The sequence below is a fragment of the Nordella sp. HKS 07 genome, assembly GCF_011046735.1.
In the GTDB taxonomy this organism is placed as follows: Bacteria; Pseudomonadota; Alphaproteobacteria; order Rhizobiales; family Aestuariivirgaceae; genus Taklimakanibacter.
Map to the genome: position 1 here is coordinate 2969287 of NZ_CP049258.1, position 23638 is coordinate 2992924.

Below are 23638 nucleotides of genomic sequence, written 5' to 3' on the forward strand. Positions count from 1 at the left end.
TCAGTTCCAGCGGAACGACCTGGACATCAATTGCCACTGGTCGACATTGTCGGCCCCCTTCGGCGCGTAAAGTTCGAGGGTGACCAGCCTGCCGTCCTTGAAATACAGGTAGCGCTCGTTTTCCAGCCGGACCTGTTTGCTGGTCACCGCGTTCGGTTCCGAGTTCGATGTATAGACGATGCGGATCGCCGGTCCGGCGGGCAGTTTCACCAGGCTGACGGACGCCACCGTCACCGCCCGCTCGGCACTCTTGAGGCTCGGCACCTCGTTCGTCTTGACGCTCGCGACGGTCGGCGCCGCATCGGTCTTCGCGACCTGGAGGATGACACCGTCCAGCTTGTCGACGAAGCTCGCGCCGTCGGCGCGGTCGGACCGCGCCCAGCCTTCCGGGACCTTCATGGTGAAGCCCTGTGGCGACGCGTAGTCGATGAAGACCTGGCTATCCGGAATGTCTCCGGGAGGGTTCTTTTCCGCCGGAACCGCTTTCTCGGCGGAAAAGGCCGGCGACGTGCCGGCAAGGGAGAGAACGGTGCCAAGGCAGGCCAGCGAGAAGAGGGCGGTCGCAAGGGCCACCCGGGACGCCTTGGCGGAGATGATTTCCATCGCTGCGATCCTCCGTGCGAAGAGAAGAGATGTGCCGAGGGTAGGAGCGCCAGTTTGCGGGCGGTTCGCTGGAATAATACGGATCGGTAAGCGCCCGATGAGCTATCTGCCGCCGTCCGCGGCCGGGAAATCCACGTTGACGGCGAGCCCCGGTGCGCGATCCTCGAGCCTGATCACCGCGCTATGCAGATCGGCGATGGCGCGCACGAGGCTGAGGCCGAGGCCGCTGCCGGACGTGCTGCGGCTCTTGTCGAGCCGATAAAGTCTCTGAAACACCTTGTCGTGCTCGTCCTTGGGAATGCCCGGCCCGTTATCGGCGACGGTCGCGACTACCAGGTCGCCGTCCCGCCTCACCGCCAGCTCGATTTGAGTGCCGCGCGGGCAATGGCGAAGGGAATTCTCGACCAGATTGGCGAAAAGCTGGGTCAGAAGCTCGGAGTCGCCATGAACCAGCCCGCCCGGACCTTGCAGCGTCTTGCGCACCGAAAGCGTCATTCCGTTGTCTTCAGCGACGTCGGCATAGATCTCGGCGATGGTGTCCATCACGCTGTCCAGACTAAGGTCGGCGAAACGCGCCTTGCGCGCTCCCGCCTCGATCTGGGCGATGCGCAGCAAGGCTTCGAAGGTCTCGTTGATCTGTCCGCTTTCCGCCAGGGCCTCGACGATCTCTCCCGAAACATCCTTACCCGCGGCCGCTTTTTCGTCAGCCGCCTCGAGGGTCATCTGCAGGCGGTTCAGCGGAGTCTTCAGATCATGCGCGATGTCGCTCGAGACCTGCCGCATGCCGTCCACCAGCGCCGACAGGCGATCGAGCGCGGCATTGACCTGCGCCGACACGCCGTCGATGTCGTCGCCATTGCCGATCAGGGGAATGCGCGCGGCGAGCCGGCCTTGCGAGACCTCGCCCATGGTGTGGGCGATCGCATCCAGCCGGCGCTGCAGGCGCAAAGCGAGGAGCGCGCCCGCCGCCACGGCGAGGCAGCTGATGATCACCGTCGCCCAGCCAAAGCCCTTCAGCATGATGCCTTCCAGCGCTTCGGTCCGCGAGACGCCGAGCGCCACGGTCAGGCTGTTGTCCCCCACCTTGCCGGAATAGGCCCGGTAGCTGCTTCCTTCCGGCACGCCGGTCGTCCGGTCATCGATGATGGAAAACCCCGCCGGCACATCGCTTACCGTCAGATTTCCCGCCAGATGCTCACCCTTGGCACCGGTCAAGGAGAAAAGCTGCTCCTTCCCGGGCACCAGCCGGCTGTGGCTGTCGACCGCGGCGACGAGATCTTCGAGGTCGCCGCCGGCATAGGTGGCGGAAATCACCGAAAAGGCTTCGTGCGCCGCCGCATCGAGGCGAGCTGACAGATCGGCGCGCATCAGCTGATAAACGATCAGGCCGGACAGGAGAAAGACAAGGACGACGAGGAATGCGAAGCTCAGGGCCAGCCGGAACGGCGTGCTGCGCCACAGGTCAAGACGGCGCATGCAAGCTGTAGCCTACATTGCGTACGGTATGGAGGAGCGATGTTGCGAAAGGCTTGTCGATCTTCGCCCGCAACCGGCTGATATGGGTCTCGACGACACTGGTCTTGGGATCGAAATTAAGATCCCAGACCCGCTCCAGCAGCATGGTCCGGGTGATGATCCGCCCCTCGCCTTGCATTAGGACCTCGAGCAGCCTGAATTCACGCGGCTGAAGCTCGATCGCATGGCCCTGCCGCGTCACCCGGCGCTTGATCAGGTCCATTTCGAGATCGGCGACGCGCAGCATGGATTTCTGTTTCAGCGGGGGCGGTCGGCGGCCGAGCGCATTGACGCGGGCGAGCAGCTCCGAGAAGGCGAAAGGCTTGACCAGATAGTCGTCGCCGCCCGCTTCCAGCCCTTCGACCCGGTCGTCGATGCCGCCGACCGAGGTGAGGAACAGGACCGGCGCCTTGACGCCCGCCGCGCGTGCTGCCTTGACCATCGACAGGCCGTCCAACCCCGGGATCATGCGGTCGGCCACGATCACGTCGTAACCGTTCTGCGTCGCGGCAAACAGCCCGTCACGACCATCGGCCAGGCAGTCGCAGACATGCCCGGCCTCGGTCAGCCCACGGACGATATAGGTGGCGGTCTTTTGGTCGTCCTCGACGATTAGCAGCCGCATGGCCGTATTCGCTCTCGATCACCTCGCATGCGCGGGTGAAATTACCACCGCAAGAGCGAAAATAGTAGGCCGGGAATGGCGGGCTGGTCGGCGGTGAATGCCGCGGCCGCGCCGTCTTCGTCGCTTTTCCTCAGGCTCATATGGACGACGGCCGCCACTCGGAACTTGATCTGGAAGCCCTTGCCCGGTAACTGGGACAGACCTTTCCTGCCCCAGGCTGGCGCGGCTCATCGAAGAGAACGGCCGCGAAATTCTCGCCATCGCCTATCCGCTGCGGCACGAGGATTTCTCGAGGTTGCAGGAAGCGAGCGCGAAACGTGGCGCGAAACTTGTCGTGGTGACCCTGGAGGTGGTTCTGGAGGACCGCGGTTCGCGCGCGCTCGATGACGAAGAGCGCGTGCGCATCCGCGAGATATATGAGGAAGGCTATGCCAGCCGCGACTTCAGCGACATGATCGTCACGGATGTGCAAAATCCGGCCGCCATGGCGTGCCGGATCGCGGCTGCTGTATTTCCCGCGCCAAACCTCCCTTAGCGAGGTTCGATTTGACGAGATCAAATTTGGTTCGAAATAAGAGGGTCCGGATTATCGTCGTCTCCACTATTCGGCGCCTATATCCAAAACAGGCGGCTTTATTGGTGCATTAAGCCAACAAAATGCGCGACAAGCAGTTCGTTCTTTAAATGTTCTTGATCTTTCCGTTGTGGCAGGTTATCCTCTGAAAGCTTGAGAGGGGGCGTTCATGACGGCGCGTGCAACGACGGTCGCCTTTCAGGGCATCGAGGCGGTGCCGGTCGATGTCCAGGCCCAGTTCCTGGCGGGCCAGGTTCAATTCAACATCGTGGGCCTTGCCGACAAGGCGGTGGTGGAAAGCCGCGAAAGGGTGAGGGCGGCGCTCTTCGCCGTGGGCCTGGCGCTGCCGGGCAAGCGGCTCGCCGTCAATCTCTCACCCGCCGATCTGCCCAAGGAAGGCAGCCATTATGACCTGCCGATCGCTCTCGCGGTGCTCGCCGCTCTGGGCGTGCTGCCGCAGGATTTCCTCAACCGCTATATGGTGATCGGCGAGATGGGCCTCGACGGGGCGCTCGGCGCCGTGACCGGGGCACTGCCCGCCGCGATCGCCGCCAATGCGCGAGGGCTGGGTCTGATTTGCCCGCGAGCCTGCGGCCCCGAGGCAGCCTGGGCGGGGGAGGAAGTCGATATCCTCAGTCCACAGACGATCATCCAGATCCTCAACCATGTGAAAGGCGCCCAGGTCCTGTCGCGCCCCAAGCCGGGGATTGCCGAGGCGCAAAGCCGCTTGCCCGATCTGAGAGACATCAAGGGCCAGGAAGCCGGCAAGCGCGCGCTCGAGGTCGCGGCAGCTGGATCGCACCATCTGCTGATGGTCGGGCCGCCCGGCGCCGGCAAGTCCATGCTGGCGCAGCGCCTGCCCTCGATCCTGCCGCCGATGGACGCGCGCGAGATGCTGGAAACGAGCATGATCGCATCTCTGGCCGGTGAATTGCCGGACGGCAAGGTCACCCGCAAGCGGCCCTTCCGCTCGCCCCATCATTCGGCCAGCATGCCGGCGCTTGTCGGCGGGGGCTTGCGCGCCAAGCCGGGCGAGATTTCGCTCAGCCACCACGGCGTGCTGTTCCTCGACGAATTGCCGGAATTTCAACCGCGCGTGCTCGAGGCCTTGCGCCAGCCGCTTGAAACCGGCGAGACGCAGGTCGCGCGGGCCAACTATCACGTGACCTATCCGGCGCGTTTCCAACTGGTCGCCGCGATGAATCCGTGCAGATGCGGCATGGCGGGCGAGCCCGGCCATGTTTGCGCAAAGGGGCAACGCTGCGCGAGCGATTATCAGGCGCGCCTGTCGGGGCCGCTCATCGACCGTCTCGACATCCAGATCGAACTCGGCGCGGTGCGCGCTGCCGATCTGGCGCGTCCATCGCCGTCCGAAGGCAGCGCCGAGGTGGCGGCCCGCGTCGCCGAGGCGCGTGACCGTCAACGCGCCCGCTTCGCAAAATTGGGCTTGCGCCATCTCGCCACCAATGCCGAGGCCGACGGCCAGGTGCTCGATGAGATCGCCACACCCGACCAGGCGGGCCTGCGCATCCTGCAGGAGGCTTCCGATCAGATGATGTTGTCAGCGCGCGGCTATCACCGTGTGCTCCGTGTCGCCCGCACGCTCGCCGATCTCGATCGCCAGGACCGCGTCGGCCGCATTCACATCGTCGAGGCGCTCAGCTACCGCCAGAAGCTCGCCGCCTTCCGCCAGGCGGCGTAAGGGTGGTCGCATCATTGTTGCTTGGGCTGCTGGCACCAGCTGATTCAGTAAGCAAGAAGAGCCGCCTGCAACAACTGCATTAGCTGAAAGGCGGGCAATATCACGAAAACTCTAGTGGGATAACCTAGCACAGGCGCAGACACATAGGTGTGCTTGTATCGGTACATTCCGGGTGGTAAGCATAAGTAACGTGGACGTGCATTATGCGTGCGGGCCAATCAGCATCATCAGTTTGATTCTGGCGCACTGCCATTCGCGATCAAGAAGCTGGATGAGCTTCGTGAACAACGTGACATTAGAAGCAAGTACGACACAACTGGGCTGGCGTTTCGGCATTGGCGTAGCCCTGATAGTTGGTGGCTACGTTGCACTGGCGCTGATACCACTTGTGACCAATTCCAATTTGCACCTGGGCGTCAAGACATCGCTTTCGGGACTTCTTGCGATCACGCCGTTTCTCTCGAAAATCGCCGCGGTAGCCGTGATGGGCAAATCGGGTTTTAATCTGGTCAAGCAATATGTGGCCAGATTCTTCGGACGCATTTGGCAAGATCGAGTAAGCCGAACCCGCTATCGCTTTGGGATTGCCTTGTTCGCACTATCGATCATGTTCCAGTTATTGTTTCCGTATTTTCCCGGCATTTTCGTGGACTGGAAATCCAACGAGCTCTTGTGGAGTATCGTCGGTGACGTGGGGATCATCGTGAGCCTTATCATGCTTGGCGGCGAATTCTGGAACAAAGTAATGGCGCTTTTCAGCTACGATGCGAGAGTCGTGGTCGCGACCGACAGCACAACGACTACACGTCCAACCTAGGAACGATGAGGATCATGCAGGATGCAGAGGGTTCCACGATTGAACCGTGAAACCTCGCGGCGGTGATCGGGTTACACTAATTGTTGCCGCGATGGCGACTACATCATTTCCGGGGGCACACCCAGAGTCCCGCTGTGATCTGATTCCGGCACGGCCCATGCCTCCCCCCTCCAATCTATCATCTGAAGCGCAAGGCCAGGCGTCTGTCGCGGGACAAGAGCACCGCCCTCCATGCGGCGCTCGATCATGTCGCCGCGGGCGAGGGCTTCACAAGCTGGAGCCTGCTGGCGGCCAAAGGCCCGGCGCGTGTGTCGCCTGCCGATCTGCTCGCGCGCCTGAAGTCTGGCGATTTGTGCTGGTCGGCGCGCGACCCGGTCACGGCAAGACCTCTGGCGCTCTTCGACAAGAGCTGTTTCCTGCATAAAGGCGAAGTCCGATTCCACCAATCTTAGTTGAGCGTCATCTCCACGGTGCGCTCTTCGCCGATGCCGAGCTCGATGTTGGTTTGCGCCTGACGCCCCTCCGAATCGAGCGCGATCACCCGCCATCTGCCGGCGCTGAGGATCGACGCCGCGTCGCCCGATGATCCGACTTCGTAAACAGGCGACGCGGCGGGCAGGCCCGCCGCATCGAGCGCGAAGACCGAATAGACGATATTGGCCGCGGGCTCGCCGCTCGCCGGTATGGCGCGTGCCGTGAGGCGTGCACCGCCGAGATCGATGGCGAGGGGCATCTTGCTGCCGGGCGACACCTGGATATCCTGCTCCACCGTCACCGTCCCGCTCTTGAGGATGAGGCGCCAGCGCCCCGGCGGCAAGGGCACGGTAGGGGCCGCTTCCTGGATCTCGAGGGCCTTCGTCTCACCGACGGTGCCGATGGGCTGAAGTGTCCAGAAAGCATCGCGCCAATCCTCGAGCGGCTGAGCTTGCGGCCCGAGCCGCGCCGACAGCATCAGCTCGCCGCCTTTGACTACGATACGGGCGACGCGCTCCTCATCTGCGCGCACGTCGGCGCTTCCTTTCACCTCGCTCCCGGCGATAGACAGGAAAACGGGATATGTGCCCTCCTGCAGGACGAGACGCGGCCGCGTCTGTCCCTCTATGCTTTGCGCCTTGTCGCCGTCGCCGACACGCCAGGCGAGCAAGGTCGCGTCATCGATCGGCTGCTGCACATCGCCATCGAGCACCGCTTCCAGCACGACCGTGCCGAGCTTGAAATCGAGCGTCACGGCTTGCGGCGCCCCCGGCGTTACGGTGGCGAGCGCCGTGCCGGCGAGCCCTTTGAGCCGGGCACCGATCTTGTATCGGCCGGGCGCCAAGAGGAGCGACGGGCGGGCGAGCGAGGGAATGTCGGCCTTGCCCTGGCCGTCGAGGGGCTCGAGCGTCCACTTCACGCCGGCCGCTTCGAGATCGCTGAACGGCGCCGCTGATTTGCTCGCCGCCAAAGTCAGGTCGAGGCGGCCGGCTCCCACTTTGATCTCGAAAGCCTGCCCCTCCGCGTCCGTGACGGTGAAGCTCGCATCGCCTTGTGCATTGGCGGCCTCGGCGGTGGCCTTGTAGGTGCCGGGGACGAGGTCGAGCGACAGGCCGCGGCTCTCGCCCGCATAGACGGTATCCTGTTTCTCATTGCGGACCGTCCAGCGCACCGGCGCGTCGACGATCGGGCCTGAGCCTTCGATCACGGCGGCGAGGCCGATGCGCTGGATGCGCGGCGGCTCGGGCTGCGGCACCGGCTGTTGCTCCGGTGCGGGTTGCGGCGGCGGCGTGGTGGCGATCGTCTCGGTGATGGTGGATAAATTATCCGCCAGCTGTCTCGCGGTGCCGGCGTCGAAGAACCTGCCTTGCGCATTCTCGGCGATGCAGGAAAGTTGCGCCGCCTCGCCTTTGGCCAAACCGAAACCCACCACATGGATGGTGAGCGCCGGATTGGCCCGTTTGAGATCGCGCGCCACGGCGCAAGGATCAGCGCTGCAGGTCTCGATTCCGTCGCTGACGAGAATGATGGTGCCGCCGCCATCGGCCGGCAAAAGGGAAGCTGCCTGGCGCAGCGATTGCGAGATCGGCGTCTTGCCGCGCGCTCTGAGGCCTTTCAATTTGGCGGCCACCTTGTCGGCCGCGATCGGGGCCATGTCGATGAGCGTCTAGATATCGGCGCAATCCGATTTGCGCCGGTGGCCATAGGCGATGAGCGCGAGTTCGCCGCCGACCGGCCAGGACTTGAGCGTATCGGCGATGACTTTTCGCGCCGCATCGAGCTTGACCGTCCCGTCCGGCTCCTTCGCCGCCATGCTGCCGGAGGAATCGAAGATGAGCACGGCAGGCGCGGCCGTCTGAGCGCGAAGCGTGGCGCAGCTCGTCAGGAGAAGGAGGACAGCCAGCAGAGCCCGCATGATCAGCATCCCGGATTGCAGGCGGTGACATTGAGCTTGTAGATGCCTTTCGTCTCCGACGTCTTGCGCTCGCGCGTGAAGACCTTGGTGATCTTCATCGTCTCGCCCACGCGTTCCACCTGGAACTCGACCGGCCTGTCATTCATGGCGCGCGTCATGATGAAATGCGCGCCCTTATAGGGCAGCGCGTAGTCGATGACTTCCGGCCACAGGCTCAACACCGGCAGCACGATCTGGATCACCTTGACGCGCAGATCGTCGAAATCAGTCGCCGCCTTCTGCAACTCGAGGCGCAAGGTCTTCTCGCGCAATTCGGCCTTGACCGGCACCCGGTAGAAGGCTGGCGTCATCACATATTGGGTGATGACGCCGCCCTGGTCGATCATCGACTTGAGCGGGTTGAAGTCGGGCGCGGTCTGGCTTTGGCTGGCGCCGAGATTCTTCTGATAGACATAGGGGATCGTATCCATCACGATCGGCTCGATGCGCATGGTGCGGAACACGGTCCCTTGAGCGAGGCCCGGAAACAGAACCGGCACCGCATTGTCCCAGGACTTGATGCTCTGCGCATTGCCGATGAACTCGCCGGTCAGCGCGATGACATTGCCCTTGGCGTTCTTGGGGTAACGCAGAATGAGCTGACCGGTGATGCCGATCGAATATTGCCACCAGATCTGCTGAGTGCCTTCGCGCATGAATTCCGCCGCCATCGTGCCCGCGACCGGACCCTGAAAGGTCTGGCACAGCGCCTCGAAGATGCGACTCGCCGCGTAAGCCGCGACGCCATTCACCATCTTGCCCGCCGCCAGCGCGCGGTCGAAGCCTTGCGTGCTGATCTTGATCTTGCCCTTTTCGAGCTTCGGCTGATAGCTGGTGACGCCCTTCCAGCCGAGCTCCACCGCATCCTTGACGGCCGGAGTCTGGCTGACGGCGGGAATCATCCCAACGAGCTTGGTCGGGATGTTCTCCTTCGCCCAGTCGCCCAGGAACTTGGCGGGCTCGATGATGAGGCCCAGATAGAAATCGACGAATTTGAGCCCGTTGACGATGACATCGAGCTGGTCGCAGACGACATTGCCCTGGGTGATCTTCGCCAAGGCCTTGGGCGCTTCGGCGCGTGCCTGCCTGGCGCCCCGGAGCCACTCCTTGATCTGCCTGACCGCCGGCGCCACGGCTGGCCTTACTCCAGGCACATCCTTCTGCAACTTCTTCAGGTGATAAGTGCCATTCGCCCAGATGGCAGCTTCGCCGCAAGGCTGCGCTTCCTTGAGCTCGGCCGAAAGCTCCTTCAGCTTCTTGCCCAACTCATCCTTGGCGGGCGAAGGCGGCAACTCGACGATGCGCGCCGCGAGCGTGTCGACCGCCTCGCAGATCACTTCCGAGAGCCCGGCGGTCTCTTCCTCGATCTCATCTTGCGGAACCTCTTCGCATTCCTCTTCGAGCTCGAGCTCGCTGACCTCGAATTCGGCGTTGCCCTGATAGGCCTTGTCGGGATCGCTCGCCGCGACCTCATGCGTTCCCGTCGCCTTGGGCGTGAAGGTGACCTCGAATCTGCCGCTTTGGCTGACGGCTGCGCTCAAGACACTGGGCTTTTCCGGCTTGAACAGGCCGATCACCTTGGCCGTCGATTTGTCCTTGTCCTCCGGACAGCTGCTTTCGGGCTCGGGCTCGGGCTCCGGTGCTTCCGCCTCCTGCGGCGGCGTCACGGTTATCTCGAGCGCCTTGCCGGCGAGATCGCGCGAGGTGATGCCGCTGATCCTCACAGCCTTGCCGGGCACGGTGACGGTTTTCTCCCCCGGCATGGTGACGGCGCCGTCCGGCACATCGGCGATGGCGATGTCGAGATAGATCCGGACCTCTTGGCTGCCACCCGCATCCTGGGCGGCGGCCGGACCCGCGAGCGCGAGCAGAAGAGCGAGCGCGGCGAAAGGCTTCATGGCGTTCCCGCCGGCGGGGTGAAGGTGAAACGGTCGTCGGTCAGCTCAGGATTGGCGACGGGTTCGATCAGGAAGATGCGCTGGTCGATCAAACCGTCGGCACTTCCAGGCTCCGTATCGACGAGGACCTTGCGGATGAGACCGCTTGCCTCGTCGATCCACAAAATGGTCGGCCGCTTCTCCACCGTCACGACGCCGGTCACGCGCTGATCGGCGGCAAGTTTGCGGCAGCGTCTGCCGTCCAGCGTCTCATCGCCATCCGCACGCGGCTCGATCAGCGCATAGGAGGGACCCGGGAGCTTGGCCTGCGGAAAGAAATGCGGGGCGACGAGATTGGCCGCGTCCTTGGTGGGCGATTGCGCGTTCAGAAAGGCAACGGCGCCCTTGCCGCCGTCATGAACGCTGTGGACGCCGGTCGCTTTCCACCAGCTCTGGAACGGTCCGCCATCGCACCAGATGACCATGGCATCGCTGCCGGCGGCGGGATCCTCGTCGAAGCGGAAGAAGAAATTGCGCGGCGCCCGGAAAAGGGTCTGAAAGCTGTGGCGCTCCTCGAGTATCGGCGTGCCGGGCCACTGATATCTGACCTCGACCGTGCCGGCGTCGCTATAGGAGGAAAGCTCGCCATAACGCACCGTGACCGGGCTCAGGAGATCGTCCGTGGGCGCCTCCACCTCTTGCCCCGCTGCAGAACGAAGGCCTGCCGCCGTTGCAGCCAAGGCGAGTGGCAATGCAGTTATGAAACCACGCCGAGAAAGGAGTCCCCTGCTCATGAAACCTCAACCCGTGTTGCGTCTCGATTGGCGGGGGACGGTAACATTGTCGCTACGCAAAGGCCAAACAGAAAGCTCTCGCGTCAGGCGGCGGGCTGTTGCTCCACAGTCACCGGCCGATGCAGGCCGACCCCCAGGACCACCAGAAGAATGCCGGCAAGATCGACAGGCCCCGGAATCTGGCGCAGCACGATCGCCCCCGTCACGGCGGCGATGGCGGGCAGCAGGCTCAGCATCAGCGCGAAGCTCGCACGCGGCAGCCGCGCCATCGCCATCTGATCGCAGACATAGGGAATGACGGAGGAGGAAAGGCCGACGCCGATTCCGGCAAGGATCAGGAGCGGATGGCTGAGGAGCGTCGCGACGTTGCCGAGGCCAATGGGAGAGACAACAATGAAGGCGACCGCCATCGCGGCGCCCAGGCGCGTAATGCCGGAAGCGCCGCCTTGCGCCGCCAGCCTATGACCGACGACGATATAGAGCGCGAAGAGAATGGCATTGGCGAAGGCGAAGCCGAGTCCCAACGGATCGCCTGCGTATTCGAAGCCGATGAGCAGGAATACGCCCGCCACCGCCAGCGCGAGCGCGGTAAAATTACGCAAGGTCCGGAGGCCGAAGAGCGCCACCGCGATGGTGGCGGCGAATTCGATCGCGGCGACGCTGGCGAGCGGCAGCCGCGCGATCGCCAGATAGAAGCAGATATTCATCGCCGCCAGGACGAGGCCGAGCAGCAGGATGAGGCGGCGCGCCGGAGGCGTCGCCCGGGCGAGCGTCCGGGCCGGATTGCGCCAGAGGGCGAAGAGCAGGGCGGCGGACGCGATCCGGAGCCAGGCGACGCCCAAAGGCGAGAGGTGAGCGAAAAGCAGCACCGCGAAGGACGGCCCCAGATAATGGAAGAGGGCGCTGGTCAGAAAATAGGCATGCGGGGGCAGCTTCTCGGCGAGCTGTTTCATGTCTTTAGAATGAAGGAAAAATGACCGGATTTGACTGATAATCGGCAAGATTTATGCTAGAATTCCAGGATTCCGGAGGTTGAGATGAAGAAAAATCGGGGAATGCCAGGCGTGGCTCTCGACGCTGCCGATCGGATGATCCTGACCGCCTTGGCCGACAATGCCCGCATTTCCCTTGCCGATCTCGGCCGGCTTCTCGGCATGTCGGCGCAAAGTGCCGCCGAGCGGACGCGCAGGCTCGAGGATCTGGGCGTGATCTCCGGCTATACCGTGAAGCTCGACCCGGCGGCGCTCGGCCTCGCCATAGGGGCCTATATCCGCATCCGTCCCGCCATGGGCGAACTGCCGCGCGTCGCCGCACTCCTTGCCGACATCCCCGAGATTGTCGAATGCGACCGCATCACCGGCGATGACTGTTTCATCGCCAAGGTGTTCGTCGCCCGCATCGAGGAACTGGAGCGCGTCATCGACCGTCTGCTGCCCTATGCTCAGACCAACACCGCAATCATCCAGTCGTCGCCGCTCTCTCCCAGGGCGCCTAAATTCACCTGAAAAGCGCGGGATGCGAAAAAGTGGGCACCGGTTTTTCGCAAGAATCCCGCGCTAAAATATATGAATCGATCACGTTTATGAGTTTGGATTGATTCAACCCAAACTCATCGTGATCTGGCCGCGAATTTACCCTTTATTGACGCTCATTTTACGCGGTAGGATTTTCCTAAGACGCCCATGCGAGTTTGGCGGACAACAGGCGTCAAAAGAACAAGTGGCAGGCCCATATGGAGTCTACCCGGAAACAGGTTGGTTTGGCCGATCGCGCCGCCGCGCTCCGCGCGGCGATCGTCGCCTTGGCCAAGCCCGGCATTCACTTCGGTCCGCGGCAATTCGCCGGCGGAACGCTGCTTTTCGCGGCGGGGCTGGTCTTGTGCATCGTTGCCGTGTTCGGCGCCGAGGGACTCGCCCGGGCATGGCTGCCCTTCGGTCTCTTTCTTACATTCGTGGTCGTGCTCGTCGTCTATTTCGGCAGGCGCACCTCCGACACGCGCCGCAAGAGCATCGAGACCGTGCTCAACACCTTGCAGCAGGCGCGCGCTGAAGCCGAGGCGGCGAGCCAGGCGAAAAGCCGCTTTCTTGCCGCCACCAGCCATGAGATTCGCACGCCGATGAACGGCATCATCGGCATGAACGGACTTCTGCTCGACACCGATCTGAACCCCGAACAGCGCAACTACGCCGACGCCGTCGATGCCTCGGCGCGCTCCCTCCTGTCGATCATCGATGAGATACTCGATATCTCGAAGATCGAATCGGGCCGCGTCGCGCTGACGCCGGACTGGATCGATCCCCTGATCCTGGCGGAAAGCGTGACAGAGCTGCTGGCGCCGCGCGCGCATGCCAAGGGCATCGAGATAACCTGCCTGGGGACCGTCCGGTTGCCGCCGCGCATCCTGGTCGACGAGCTGCGCCTGCGCCAGATCCTGCTCAATCTCGCCGGCAATGCCATCAAGTTCACGGAAACCGGCGGCGTGACGATCACGCTGTCGACGGCGGCCTGCGAAGGCGATTCCGAACGGATCAACTTCATCGCCGAAATCGCCGATACCGGCATCGGCATGACGGCCGAGGAGCAGGCGCGCATCTTCGAGGAGTTCGCGCAAGCCGGCGAGGACACAAGGCGCCGCTATGGCGGCACGGGCCTCGGTCTGTCGATCTCGCGCAATCTCGCCCAGAGCATGGGCGGCAGCGTGATGGTGGAAAGCGAGCGCGGCAAGGGATCGCTCTTCCGCGTCACCTTGCCTTGTGTCAGCGTGCGCAACGAGAATCCGAATGAGCCGCTGAAAGGGCGCGTCTACGAGCTGGCGCTGCCGGCGGGACCCACTCTCGCGAGCCTTGAGGCGACGCTGAAAGGGCTGGGCGCCGACACGCGCCATGTGGCGAACGATGCGGAGCTGCGCCGGGCTCTGCGCCAGCCGCACTCCGCCAATGGCCTCATCTGTGATTCGAGCTTCGCCGCCACGCTGGCGGTCTGGCGCGTGGCGCAGAACGGCAAGCGGCCGGCCGGCAAGCCCGTTTTCACCCTGCTCCAGGCCGAGGAGCGCCGCGCGTTGCGTGATTTTCTTGGCAGCCCCTTCGCCGGCTATCTTCTCAAGCCGCTGCGGCGCGCCACCTTGCAGCGCCAGCTTCTGCAGAGCGACGATCACACCATCGCCAGCGCCGTGAACGATCTACGCCGCATGACCGCGGCCAGGAAGAAGACTGCGCATCTCAACGTCCTCCTGGCCGAGGACAATCCGGTCAATGCACTGCTCACCCGAACCTTGCTCGAGAAATCCGATCACTCGGTCCATCATGTGACCAATGGTCAAGCGGTGCTCGATTATATCGAGAAGGGCGGCCGGCCCGATCTCATCATCATGGATGTCCAGATGCCGGAACTCGACGGTCTCGAAACCGCGCGCCGGATCAGGAGCGGCAAGCTCTTTCGCGATATTCCCATCCTCGCTTTGACCGCCAATGCGAGCTCCGCCGATCAGGCGGCCTGTCTGGCGGCCGGCATGAACGGCCACATGGCCAAGCCTTTCGACCGTCAGGATCTCGATGAGGCAATCGCCGCGCTGACCGCGCGCCGTCCCGCCGCTTGACGGACGGGAAACTTGGATCACGATCGCTTCACGCGCAGATGGGCGAACTTTCCTTGTGTGCCGGTCTGTGGCACTGTGCGCGGGCCGGCAGCAAGCCGGTTTGCGGAGGCAGGGCTTGATGGCCGTACATTCTCTAGCACCTCGCCCCCGCGGCGGGGCGGCAGGGCGAGAAGGGATAGTTCCGGGCTCGGTGCTCGGCACGAAGGCCGATCTCACCGTCAGGCTCGCCGACGGTGCGGCTGATATCGATGCGGCCCAGCATCTGCGCTACCGCGTGTTCTATGAGGAACTCGAGGCCAGGCCGGACGACGCGGCCAAAGCCGCGCGGCGCGACGCCGACCGCTATGACGCGATCTGCGATCATTTGCTGGTCGTGCGCAATGGCGCCGCTTCCGGCCCCGACGAAATCCAGGTTGGCGACGGCGAGCTCGTTGGCACCTACCGACTCCTGCGCCAGTCGGTCGCCGAGCGCTCAGGCGGCTTCTACACCCAGGACGAATTCGATATCAGGCCGCTGATTGAGCGCCATAGCGGGCTAAAATTCCTCGAGCTCGGCCGCTCCTGCGTATTGAAGCCCTATCGCACTAAGCCGGTGGTCGAACTACTCTGGCAGGGCATCTGGAATTATGTGCGCCTGTATGACCTCGACGTCATGCTGGGCTGCGCCAGCCTCGAAGGCACCGATCCCGACCACCACGCCTTGGGGCTGAGTTTCATGGCGCAGAATTGCGCCGCGCCGCCCGAATGGCAGGTGAGCGCGCTGCCGTCGCGCAAGGTCGAGATGAATCTTCTGCCGCCCTCCGGGGTCGATGCTAAGCGGGCCCTGCGCATCCTGCCGCCGCTCATCAAGGGCTATTTGCGGCTCGGCTGCTATATCGGCGACGGCGCGGTGATCGATCATCAGTTCAACACCATCGATGTGCTGATCATCCTGCCGGTCTCGGCGATCAATCCGCGCTATTTCTCCTATTTCGGTCAGCCGGACGAGGATCCCCTCGCGCAATCGTGATAACCCGTGGCCCGGACGGCGGCCGTGCCACCGTCCGGCGGAATTGCTGTGCGATGCGCTACCGATTGATGTCGTAGGCCGCGATCGCCGCCAGGTTGACGATCTCGGTCGCCGTCGCCGACATGGAGGCGATCTGCACAGGCTTGTCGAGGCCGGTCAATAGCGGCCCGACCACAGTGACTCCGCCCAGCTGCTGCAGCATCTTGGTCGAGATCGAGGCCGAATGGGCCGCCGGCATGACGAGCACATTGGCGGGGCCGGTGAGGCGGCAGAATGGATAGAGCGCCATCGCCTCGCGCGACAGCGCGACATCGGCGCCCATCTCGCCGTCATACTCGAAATCGACATTGCGCTTGTCGAGGATGGTCACCGCCTTGCGCACATATTCCGAGCGCTCGCCCTTCGGATAGCCGAAGGTCGAATAGGAGAGGAAGGCGACCTTGGGCTCGTAGCCGAAGCGGCGCGCGACGCCGGCGGCTTCCTGCGCGATGTCGGCGAGCTCCTCGGCCGAAGGCAGCTCGTGGATCGAAGTGTCGGCGATAAACACGGTGCGCCCGCGCACCAGCGCCATGGAGACCCCGATCGGCCTGTGGCCCGGCCGGTTGTCGATGGCGCGCCTGACATTGTCGATGGCGACGGAGAAATTGCGCGTCAGGCCCGTCACCACCGCATCGGCATCGTTGAGCGCCAGCATGCAGGCGGCGAAGACGTTGCGGTCGTTGTTGACGAGGCGCTGGCAGTCGCGGAAGAGGAATCCGTTGCGTTGCAGACGCTCATAGAGATAGTTCGCATAATCGACATTGCGCGCCGAGAGCCTGGCATTGGTGATCTCGACATTCTCATGCAGCTCGACGGCATTGGCTTTCAGCGCCGCCTCGATCTGCGCCTCGCGCCCGATCAGGATTGCCTTGCCGAGGCCGGAGCTGGCGAAGCTGTTGGCGGCGCGGATCATCCGGTCTTCCTCGCCTTCGGCGAAGACGACGCGTTTCGGATTGGAGCGCACGCTTTCGAAAATATTCTGCAGCGTGCCGGCGATCGGATTGAGGCGGGCCGAGAGCTCGTGGGCATATTCGTCGAGATCGGCGATAGCTTTGCGCGCCACGCCCGATTCCATCGCGGCGCGGGCGACGGCGACCGGTATGCGCGAGATGAGGCGCGGATCGAAGGGCACCGGGATGAGATAGCCGGGGCCGAATTGCAGACGCGAGCCGTGATAGGCGGTGGACACCTCGTCCGGCACCTGCTCGCGCGCCAGCGCCGCAAGCGCTTCGGCGGCGGCGATCTTCATCTGATCGTTGATGGTACGGGCGCGAACGTCGAGGGCGCCGCGGAAGATATAGGGGAACCCCAGGACATTGTTGACTTGGTTGGGATAATCGGAGCGTCCCGTCGCCATGATGGCGTCGCTTCTGACCTTCGCAACTTCCTCGGGCGTGATCTCGGGATCGGGATTGGCCATGGCGAAGATGATCGGGTTCTTCGCCATGCTCTTGACCATTTGCGGCGTCAGGGCGCCCGCCGCGGAAAGGCCGAAGAATACATCCGCCCCTTCCATCGCCTCGGCCAGCGTGCGTGCCTTGGTCTCGATCGCATGCGCTGATTTCCACTGGTTCATGCCTTCGGTGCGGCCCTTGTAGACCACCCCTTTCGAATCCGCGAGAATGACATTCTGCGGCGGCACGCCCATGGACTTGATGAGCTCGATGCAGGCGATGGCCGCCGCCCCCGCGCCATTGCAGACGAGCTTGAAATTCTTGATATCGCGTTTGGTGATGGCGAGCGCGTTGATGAGGGCCGCAGCCGAGATGATCGCCGTGCCATGCTGGTCGTCATGGAAGACGGGGATGTCCATGAGCTCGCGCAGGCGCTGCTCGATGATGAAGCACTCGGGGGCCTTGATATCCTCGAGATTGATGCCGCCGAAAGTCGGGCCGAGATAGCGCACCGCGCCGATGAACTCGTCGACGTCCTTGGTGTCGACCTCAAGATCGATCGAATCGACATCGGCGAAGCGCTTGAACAGCACCGCCTTGCCTTCCATCACCGGCTTCGCGGCGAGGGCGCCGAGATCGCCCAGGCCCAATATGGCGGTGCCGTTGGTGATGACGGCGACGAAATTGCCTTTGGCGGTGTAGTCATAGGCCGTGTCGGGATCTTCGGCGATCTTGCGGACGGGCACGGCGACGCCCGGACTGTAGGCCAGCGACAGATCGCGCTGTGTCGCCATCGGCTTGGTCGGATTGATTTCCAGCTTGCCCGGTTTGCCGCGCTGGTGGAAGCGCAGCGCCTCCTGTTCGGTAAAGCTCGGCCGGGCCGACCGTTTTTCAGTGCTCATTTTTTCCCCATGGAGCCTTTTCCCTCGGACTTGGAATAATCCACGGGACCAAAGGCTCAGCTAGACTCACTCACGCTCGCCACAGATCGACCCTGTAGCGATAGACGTGATCGATTTTTATGTTGGGCGCGTGTTCGACCGGAAAGCCGGGTACCGGCATTTCCTGGGCCACGCGCCAGCGCCGGAAAGCCTCCGGCATCCGCCGCCGACAGTAAAGGCAGCTCTGCCTGATCTCAAGGTCATTGATTCCGTCGTGATCTGTCGTATCAAGGCGCGATGAACGACATGAACGCGCCCAGGGATGCTGTCGCCGCGACGCCGATGATGGCCCAGTATCTCGAGATCAAGGCGGCCCATCCCGGCTGCCTCCTGTTCTACCGCATGGGTGATTTCTACGAATTATTCTTTACCGATGCGGAAGCCGCTTCCCGGACTTTGGGAATAGCGCTCACCAAGCGCGGCCGCCATCAGGGCGAGGAGATCCCAATGTGCGGCGTGCCGGTGCACTCCGCCGACCAGTATCTGGAGCGCCTGATCCGGGCCGGCCACCGCGTTGCCATTTGCGAACAGATGGAAGATCCGGCCGAGGCCAAGAAGCGCGGCTCGAAATCCGTCGTCCGACGCGACGTCATCCGCTTGATCACCCCCGGCACCCTCACCGAGGATTCGCTTCTCAAGAGCGCCAGGAACAACTTCATCGCGGCCCTTTCGCGCATCAAGGGCGACGACAGCCTCGGGCTCGCCTATGCCGATATTTCCTCGGGCGAATTCGTCGCCATGCCGGTCTCGGCCGATCGGCTGGCGGCCGATCTCGCCGGGCTCGAGCCGGGGGAGATCGTCCACCCCGACACGCTTGGCCAGGAGGGGCTCGATGCCCAGCTCGAAGCGACGGGAGCGGCTGTCACCCCCTTGCCGGCCAGCCGTTTCGACAGCACCGAAGCGGAGCGCCGGCTGAAAGCGCATTTCGGTGTCTCGGCTCTGGACGGTTTCGGCGCCTTTACGCGCGCGGAAGTCTCGGCCCTCGGCACGCTTCTCGATTATGTGCTCCTGACCCAGGTCGGCCGCGCGCCCGCCTTGCGCGCCCCGCGGCGCGAGGAGCCGTCGGGCCAGATGATCATTGATCAGGCCACGCGCACGAATCTCGAACTGACCAGGAGCCTCAGTGGCGAGACGGGCACGAGCCTTCTCGCCACCCTCGACCGCACGGTCACCGCGGCCGGGGCCAGGCTGCTGGCACGCCGGCTGGCGGCGCCGCTGACCGATCCGGACGCGATCGCGCGCCGTCTCGATTCGGTCGGCTACTTCGTCGAGGCGCGCGATCTGCGCGATGAGCTGCGCAAGAGCCTGCGTCGCTTCCCGGACATCGAGCGTGCTTTGTCGCGCCTCGCTCTGGAGCGCGGCGGTCCGCGCGATCTGGCGGCGATCCGCGACGGTCTGACCGCGGCCAGGGATCTGAACGAAGAGCTTGGCCATCCGCAGGGCCTGGCGGCGCTGGCGGCCGAGCTCGCCGCGGCGCAATCGACACTCGCCGACCCGCCGGCGCAACTGCTTCGAGACCTGGCGCAGATCCTGGGCGATGAGCTCCCGCTTTATGCGCGCGATGGCGGCTTCGTGCGGACCGGCTATCTGCAGGAGCTCGACGATCACCGCCAGCTGCGTGACGACACCAAGAAGGTCATCGCGCAATTGCAGGCCGACTATGCGGCCGAGACCGGCGTGAAGTCGCTGAAGATCCGGCATAATAATGTGCTGGGCTATTTCATCGAGGTTACGGCGCAGAACGCCGCCCAGCTCCAGGCCGCTCCCCACAACGCGAAATTCTTCCACCGCCAGACGATCGCCAGCGCGGTGCGCTTCGTCACCCAGGAACTGTCGAGCCTCGAGGAACGCATCGCCTCGGCCGCCAGCCGCGCTCTGGCGCTGGAGCTCGAGATTTTCGAGCGGCTGAGCGAAGCGGCCAAGGCCGAGGCGCGCCGCCTTGCCGCCATCGCCGAGGCGGTCGCCCTGATCGATGTCGCGGCGGGTCTCGCCGAAGTGAGCGCAAGGCGCAATTATGTCCGCCCCGTCGTCGACCGCTCCCTGCGCCTCGAGATCGAGCAGGGCCGCCATCCGGTGGTGGAGGCGATGCTGGCGCAGAAGGACGCGACACCCTTCGTCGCCAATGACTGCCGGCTCGCCGGCGACGACAAGTGCATCTGGCTGCTCACCGGTCCGAACATGGCCGGCAAATCGACCTTCCTGCGCCAGAACGCGCTGATCGTGATCATGGCGCAGATGGGCGCCTTCGTGCCTGCCAAGTCGGCGCATCTCGGCATTGTCGACCGCCTGTTCAGCCGCGTCGGCGCGGCCGACGACCTGGCGCGCGGGCGCTCCACCTTCATGGTCGAGATGGTGGAGACGGCCGCCATCCTCAATCAGGCGACGGCTCGCTCCTTCGTCATCCTGGACGAGATTGGGCGGGGCACCGCGACTTTCGACGGTCTCTCCATCGCCTGGGCGGCGGTCGAGCATCTGCATGAGATCAACCGCGCCCGCGCCCTTTTCGCCACACATTATCACGAGCTCACGGCTCTTGCGGGCCGGCTCGCCGGTGTCGCCAATGCCACCGTCAAGGTGCGCGAATGGCAAGGTGACGTCGTCTTCCTGCATGAGGTGGCGCCGGGCGTCGCCGACCGTTCCTACGGCATCCAGGTGGCGAAGCTCGCCGGGCTGCCGCCGTCGGTGATCACGCGCGCCTCGGAGGTCCTCACTCTTCTGGAGAAGAAGGACGAGCCCGGCGCCAGCGCCGATTCGCTCTTCGCCGATCTGCCGCTCTTCTCTGCGGCGCGCCCGCGCGCGGCGGCGACAACCGCGCCAACGGGGCCGAGCGAGGTCGAGAAACGTCTGGCCGACATCTCGCCCGATGAACTGGCGCCGCGCCAGGCCCTCGATCTTCTCTATGAGCTGCGCGCCTTGCTGTCGCCCAAGCTGCGCGAACCATGACGACAGCCAAGAGATCCGCCGCTCTCATCGATGGCGCGGCATTGCGCGCCAGGCTTTCGGAACTGCCGCCCGGCAAGGATCTGAGGCCCCGCGTCGTCGCCGTCCTCAAGGAGACGCTCGCCGCAGCACGCGCCGAGGCGGAACGCCAGCTGATGGCCGACGGCCGCGGCACGCGCTGCGCCATGCAACTCGCAGCCGCCCAGGACGAGATCATCCACGCGCTCTATGATTTCGCTGTCCGCAAACTCTATCGCGCCTCGAACCCATCGGAAGCTGAGAAGCTCGCCATCGTCGCCGTCGGCGGCTATGGCCGCGGCACACTGGCGCCGGGTTCCGATATCGATCTGCTTTTCCTTCTGCCCTACAAGCAGACCGGCTGGACCGAAAGCGTTATCGAATTCATTCTCTACTCGCTGTGGGACACCCGCCTCAAGGTCGGACACGCCACCCGCAGCGTCGATGACTGCATCAGGCTGGCCCAGTCGGATTCGACCATCCTCACTTCGATCCTCGAGGCCCGCTACATATGCGGCGAGCAACCGCTGTTCGAGGCCCTGACGAAGCGCTTCCGCAAGGAGATCGCCGCCAAGGGCGCCAAGGAATTCGTGGCCAGCAAGCTCGCCGAACGCGACGAGCGTCATTTCAAGGCTGGCGAGAGCCGCTATCTGGTCGAGCCCGATGTGAAGAACGGCAAGGGCGGCCTGCGCGACCTCCACACTCTGTTCTGGATTGCGAAGTTCCTCTCGGGCGCCAATTCGACCAGGGAACTCGCCGAGAAGGGGGTGTTCACGCGCGAGGAGCTGGCGCTGTTCGAGAAGAGCGAGGATTTTCTCTGGGCGGTGCGCTGCCATCTGCATTTCGTGGCGAAGCGCGCCGAGGATCGCTTAAGTTTCGACCGCCAGCCCGATCTCGCCGAGCGGCTGGGCTACAAGGCGCATGGCGGACTGAAGCACGTCGAGCGCTTCATGAAGCACTACTTCCTCGTCGCCAAGGATGTCGGCGACCTGACCCGCATATTCTCGGCTTCCCTCGAGGCGCGCCAGATGAAGGCGACGCCGGTTTTCGGCCGCGTGCTCGGCCGCTTCAGCGCCAAGCGGTCGGGCGCCATCGCCGGCGCCCCGGATTTCCGCATCGAGGCCAACCGTCTCACCGTCGTCGACGAGCAGGTGCTGATCGCGACGCCGGTCAATATGATCCGCCTCTTCGCGCTGGCGGCGGACAAGGATCTCGAGATCCATCCTGACGCCTTGAAGGCGATCAGGCGCAATCTGGCGCGCATCAACAAGGACGTCTGCGCCGACCCGGAAGCAAACGCGCTGTTCCTCGGCATGCTCATCGACAGCCGCGACCCCGAGACGGCGCTGCGCCGCATGAACGAAGCAGGCGTGCTCGGGCGCTTCATTCCCGAATTCGGCAAGATCGTCGCGATGATGCAGTTCAACATGTATCATCATTACACCGTCGACGAGCATCTGATCCGCTCCGTCGGCATTCTGGCGGCGATCGAGCGTGGCCGCTTCTCCTCGGACCATCCGCTGTCGACCGAGATCTTCCCCACTGTGTCGAGCCGGCGCGTGCTCTATGTCGCGGTGCTGCTGCACGACATCGCCAAGGGTCGCAAGGAAAGCCATTCGATCGCCGGCGAGCGCGTCGCCAAGACGCTGTGCCCGCGCCTGGGCTTGACCGCGCACGAGACCGAGACCGTCGCCTGGCTCATCCGCCATCATCTTCTGATGAGCGAGACGGCGCAGATGCGCGATCTCAACGACTTCAAGACCATTCTCGATTTCGCCAATGTGGTGCAAAGCCCGGAGCGCTTGAAGCTCCTGCTCATTCTCACCGTGGCCGACATCCGCGCTGTCGGGCCCTCGGCCTGGAACGGCTGGAAGGGCCAGCTCCTGCGCACGCTCTATTTCGAGACCGAGCCGGTCTTGTCCGGCGGCCATACCAGCATTTCGCGGAAGGAACGGGTCGCCGAGGCGCAGGCGAAGTTCTTCGCCCATTATCCCGACTGGACGCCGGCGCAGAAAGCGGCCTATGCGGCCCGCCACTATGACAATTACTGGCTCAATGTCGAAACCGACAAGCAGGTGGCGCATGAGAAACTGATGGCGCGCGCCAGGGCGGAGGGCGAGCCGGTGACGACGGAAGTCAGGACCGACGAATTCACCGCGATCACCGAACTCACCATTCATGCGCCGGATCATCCGCGTTTCCTGGCGCTCATTACCGGAGCCTGCGCCGCCGCCAATGCCAACATCGTCGGCGCCCAGATCTTCACCACTGCCGACAGCCTGGCGCTCGATACGATCCTGATCCAGCGGCAATTCGCCAATAGCGAGGACGAGCGCCGGCGCGCCGAGCGGGTGGCCACGCTGGTGCGGCAGGTGCTCAAGGGCGAGGTCAGGATCAAGGACCTGATCGCCAAGGTGCAGCATCCGGAGGCACGGCTGCAGGCCTTCACGGTGGCGCCGCGCGTCATCATCGACAACGATTCGTCGAACCGCTTCACCGTCATCGAGGTCAACGGCCTCGACCGCGTCGGTTTCCTCTATGACCTGACTGAGGCGCTCTATCGTCTCAACCTCAATATCGGCTCGGCCCACATCACCACCTATGGCGAGCGCGTCATCGACGTCTTCTATGTGACCGACCTGACCGGCGCCAAGATTGTGAGCGCCACCCGCCATGCCCAGATCGAGCGCCAGCTTTTGGCCGTACTTGCCGAGCAGAAGGGGTGAGACGGAGTGGAAACGATTTATTCTTGGAGTAGCCTGACGGT

At 63.9% G+C, this 23638-nt stretch carries 17 protein-coding genes; 8 read left to right on the forward strand and 9 right to left on the reverse strand.

What is annotated here, in order from left to right; translation table 11 throughout:
• The 3 genes from G5V57_RS14010 to G5V57_RS14020 all read right to left on the reverse strand — a co-directional run bounded on the left by G5V57_RS14010 (position 1) and on the right by G5V57_RS14020 (position 2743).
• A complete protein-coding gene (locus tag G5V57_RS14010) occupies positions 1–603 on the reverse strand; it encodes a hypothetical protein (protein ID WP_165168095.1) in 603 nt (200 codons plus the stop codon).
• A 102-nt stretch (positions 604–705) separates the two neighbouring features.
• The gene (locus G5V57_RS14015; protein ID WP_165168096.1) at positions 706–2079 is read right to left on the reverse strand and encodes a sensor histidine kinase KdpD; all 1374 of its coding nucleotides are present in this window, start codon (positions 2077–2079) and stop codon (positions 706–708) included.
• The gene (locus tag G5V57_RS14020; protein ID WP_165168097.1) at positions 2066–2743 is read right to left on the reverse strand and encodes a winged helix-turn-helix domain-containing protein; all 678 of its coding nucleotides are present in this window, start codon (positions 2741–2743) and stop codon (positions 2066–2068) included. The genes G5V57_RS14015 and G5V57_RS14020 overlap by 14 nt, the downstream gene beginning before the upstream one ends.
• Before the next feature lie 295 nt (positions 2744–3038).
• On the opposite strand from G5V57_RS14020, the gene G5V57_RS14025 reads away from it, so the two are divergent.
• The 3 genes from G5V57_RS14025 (at position 3039) to G5V57_RS14035 (ending at position 5836) form a co-directional block, all read left to right on the forward strand.
• Positions 3039–3278: a hypothetical protein gene (locus tag G5V57_RS14025; protein WP_165168098.1), complete on the forward strand. Its 240-nt coding sequence runs from the start codon at positions 3039–3041 to the stop codon at positions 3276–3278.
• Between the two features lie 208 nt (positions 3279–3486).
• Positions 3487–5019 (forward strand): YifB family Mg chelatase-like AAA ATPase, encoded by a 1533-nt coding sequence (locus G5V57_RS14030; protein WP_165168099.1) that lies wholly within the window; start codon positions 3487–3489, stop codon positions 5017–5019.
• A gap of 280 nt (positions 5020–5299) precedes the next feature.
• Positions 5300–5836: a hypothetical protein gene (locus G5V57_RS14035; RefSeq protein ID WP_165168100.1), complete on the forward strand. Its 537-nt coding sequence runs from the start codon at positions 5300–5302 to the stop codon at positions 5834–5836.
• 448 nt (positions 5837–6284) lie between these two features.
• Here the strand turns inward: G5V57_RS14035 and G5V57_RS14040 are convergent, their stop codons facing one another.
• The 5 genes from G5V57_RS14040 to G5V57_RS14060 all read right to left on the reverse strand — a co-directional run bounded on the left by G5V57_RS14040 (position 6285) and on the right by G5V57_RS14060 (position 11888).
• The gene (locus tag G5V57_RS14040) at positions 6285–7964 is read right to left on the reverse strand and encodes a hypothetical protein (protein WP_165168101.1); all 1680 of its coding nucleotides are present in this window, start codon (positions 7962–7964) and stop codon (positions 6285–6287) included.
• Between the two features lie 12 nt (positions 7965–7976).
• On the reverse strand, positions 7977–8225 hold the full coding sequence (locus tag G5V57_RS14045; protein ID WP_165168102.1) for a hypothetical protein: 249 nt from the start codon (positions 8223–8225) through the stop codon (positions 7977–7979).
• A 2-nt stretch (positions 8226–8227) separates the two neighbouring features.
• Positions 8228–10162: a hypothetical protein gene (locus G5V57_RS14050; RefSeq protein WP_165168103.1), complete on the reverse strand. Its 1935-nt coding sequence runs from the start codon at positions 10160–10162 to the stop codon at positions 8228–8230.
• Positions 10159–10836, reverse strand: coding sequence for a hypothetical protein (locus tag G5V57_RS14055; RefSeq protein WP_165168104.1), 678 nt, complete (start codon positions 10834–10836; stop codon positions 10159–10161). Before G5V57_RS14055 ends, G5V57_RS14050 begins: the two co-directional genes overlap by 4 nt.
• A gap of 182 nt (positions 10837–11018) precedes the next feature.
• Complete coding sequence (locus G5V57_RS14060) at positions 11019–11888, reverse strand: DMT family transporter (protein WP_165168105.1); 870 nt, start codon at positions 11886–11888, stop codon at positions 11019–11021.
• Between the two features lie 102 nt (positions 11889–11990).
• Between G5V57_RS14060 and G5V57_RS14065 the strand changes: the two genes are divergently transcribed.
• From G5V57_RS14065 to G5V57_RS14075, 3 genes are all read left to right on the forward strand, one after another.
• Complete coding sequence (locus tag G5V57_RS14065) at positions 11991–12440, forward strand: Lrp/AsnC family transcriptional regulator (protein WP_246737692.1); 450 nt, start codon at positions 11991–11993, stop codon at positions 12438–12440.
• 227 nt (positions 12441–12667) lie between these two features.
• Positions 12668–14530, forward strand: coding sequence for an ATP-binding protein (locus G5V57_RS14070; RefSeq protein WP_165168107.1), 1863 nt, complete (start codon positions 12668–12670; stop codon positions 14528–14530).
• Between the two features lie 190 nt (positions 14531–14720).
• Positions 14721–15539, forward strand: a complete 819-nt coding sequence (locus G5V57_RS14075) for a GNAT family N-acetyltransferase (RefSeq protein WP_305849389.1) — start codon at positions 14721–14723, stop codon at positions 15537–15539.
• Positions 15540–15597: 58 nt separating this feature from the next.
• On the opposite strand, the gene G5V57_RS14080 is transcribed toward G5V57_RS14075, so the two are convergent.
• Positions 15598–17874: an NADP-dependent malic enzyme gene (locus G5V57_RS14080; protein WP_165168109.1), complete on the reverse strand. Its 2277-nt coding sequence runs from the start codon at positions 17872–17874 to the stop codon at positions 15598–15600.
• Between the two features lie 285 nt (positions 17875–18159).
• Between G5V57_RS14080 and mutS the strand changes: the two genes are divergently transcribed.
• Positions 18160–20856 carry a DNA mismatch repair protein MutS gene (gene mutS / locus G5V57_RS14085; RefSeq protein WP_371744784.1) on the forward strand — a complete coding sequence of 899 codons (2697 nt, stop codon included), beginning with the start codon at positions 18160–18162 and terminating at the stop codon, positions 20854–20856.
• Entirely contained in the window at positions 20853–23597 is a 2745-nt protein-coding gene (locus tag G5V57_RS14090) for a [protein-PII] uridylyltransferase (RefSeq protein WP_165168111.1), read from the forward strand. The genes mutS and G5V57_RS14090 overlap by 4 nt, the downstream gene beginning before the upstream one ends.
• Positions 23598–23638: the final 41 nt, after the last annotated feature.

Bases quoted from the DNA above. Each gene is read 5' to 3' on its own strand.
- G5V57_RS14010 (WP_165168095.1), bottom strand. From the start codon at position 603: ATGGAAATCATCTCCGCCAAGGCGTCCCGGGTGGCCCTTGCGACCGCC.
- G5V57_RS14015 (WP_165168096.1), bottom strand. From the start codon at position 2,079: ATGCGCCGTCTTGACCTGTGGCGCAGCACGCCGTTCCGGCTGGCCCTG.
- G5V57_RS14020 (WP_165168097.1), bottom strand. From the start codon at position 2,743: ATGCGGCTGCTAATCGTCGAGGACGACCAAAAGACCGCCACCTATATC.
- G5V57_RS14030 (WP_165168099.1), top strand. From the start codon at position 3,487: ATGACGGCGCGTGCAACGACGGTCGCCTTTCAGGGCATCGAGGCGGTG.
- G5V57_RS14040 (WP_165168101.1), bottom strand. From the start codon at position 7,964: ATGGCCCCGATCGCGGCCGACAAGGTGGCCGCCAAATTGAAAGGCCTC.
- G5V57_RS14045 (WP_165168102.1), bottom strand. From the start codon at position 8,225: ATGCGGGCTCTGCTGGCTGTCCTCCTTCTCCTGACGAGCTGCGCCACG.
- G5V57_RS14050 (WP_165168103.1), bottom strand. From the start codon at position 10,162: ATGAAGCCTTTCGCCGCGCTCGCTCTTCTGCTCGCGCTCGCGGGTCCG.
- G5V57_RS14060 (WP_165168105.1), bottom strand. From the start codon at position 11,888: ATGAAACAGCTCGCCGAGAAGCTGCCCCCGCATGCCTATTTTCTGACC.
- G5V57_RS14065 (WP_246737692.1), top strand. From the start codon at position 11,991: ATGCCAGGCGTGGCTCTCGACGCTGCCGATCGGATGATCCTGACCGCC.
- G5V57_RS14070 (WP_165168107.1), top strand. From the start codon at position 12,668: ATGGAGTCTACCCGGAAACAGGTTGGTTTGGCCGATCGCGCCGCCGCG.
- G5V57_RS14080 (WP_165168109.1), bottom strand. From the start codon at position 17,874: ATGAGCACTGAAAAACGGTCGGCCCGGCCGAGCTTTACCGAACAGGAG.
- mutS (WP_371744784.1), top strand. From the start codon at position 18,160: ATGAACGCGCCCAGGGATGCTGTCGCCGCGACGCCGATGATGGCCCAG.
- G5V57_RS14090 (WP_165168111.1), top strand. From the start codon at position 20,853: ATGACGACAGCCAAGAGATCCGCCGCTCTCATCGATGGCGCGGCATTG.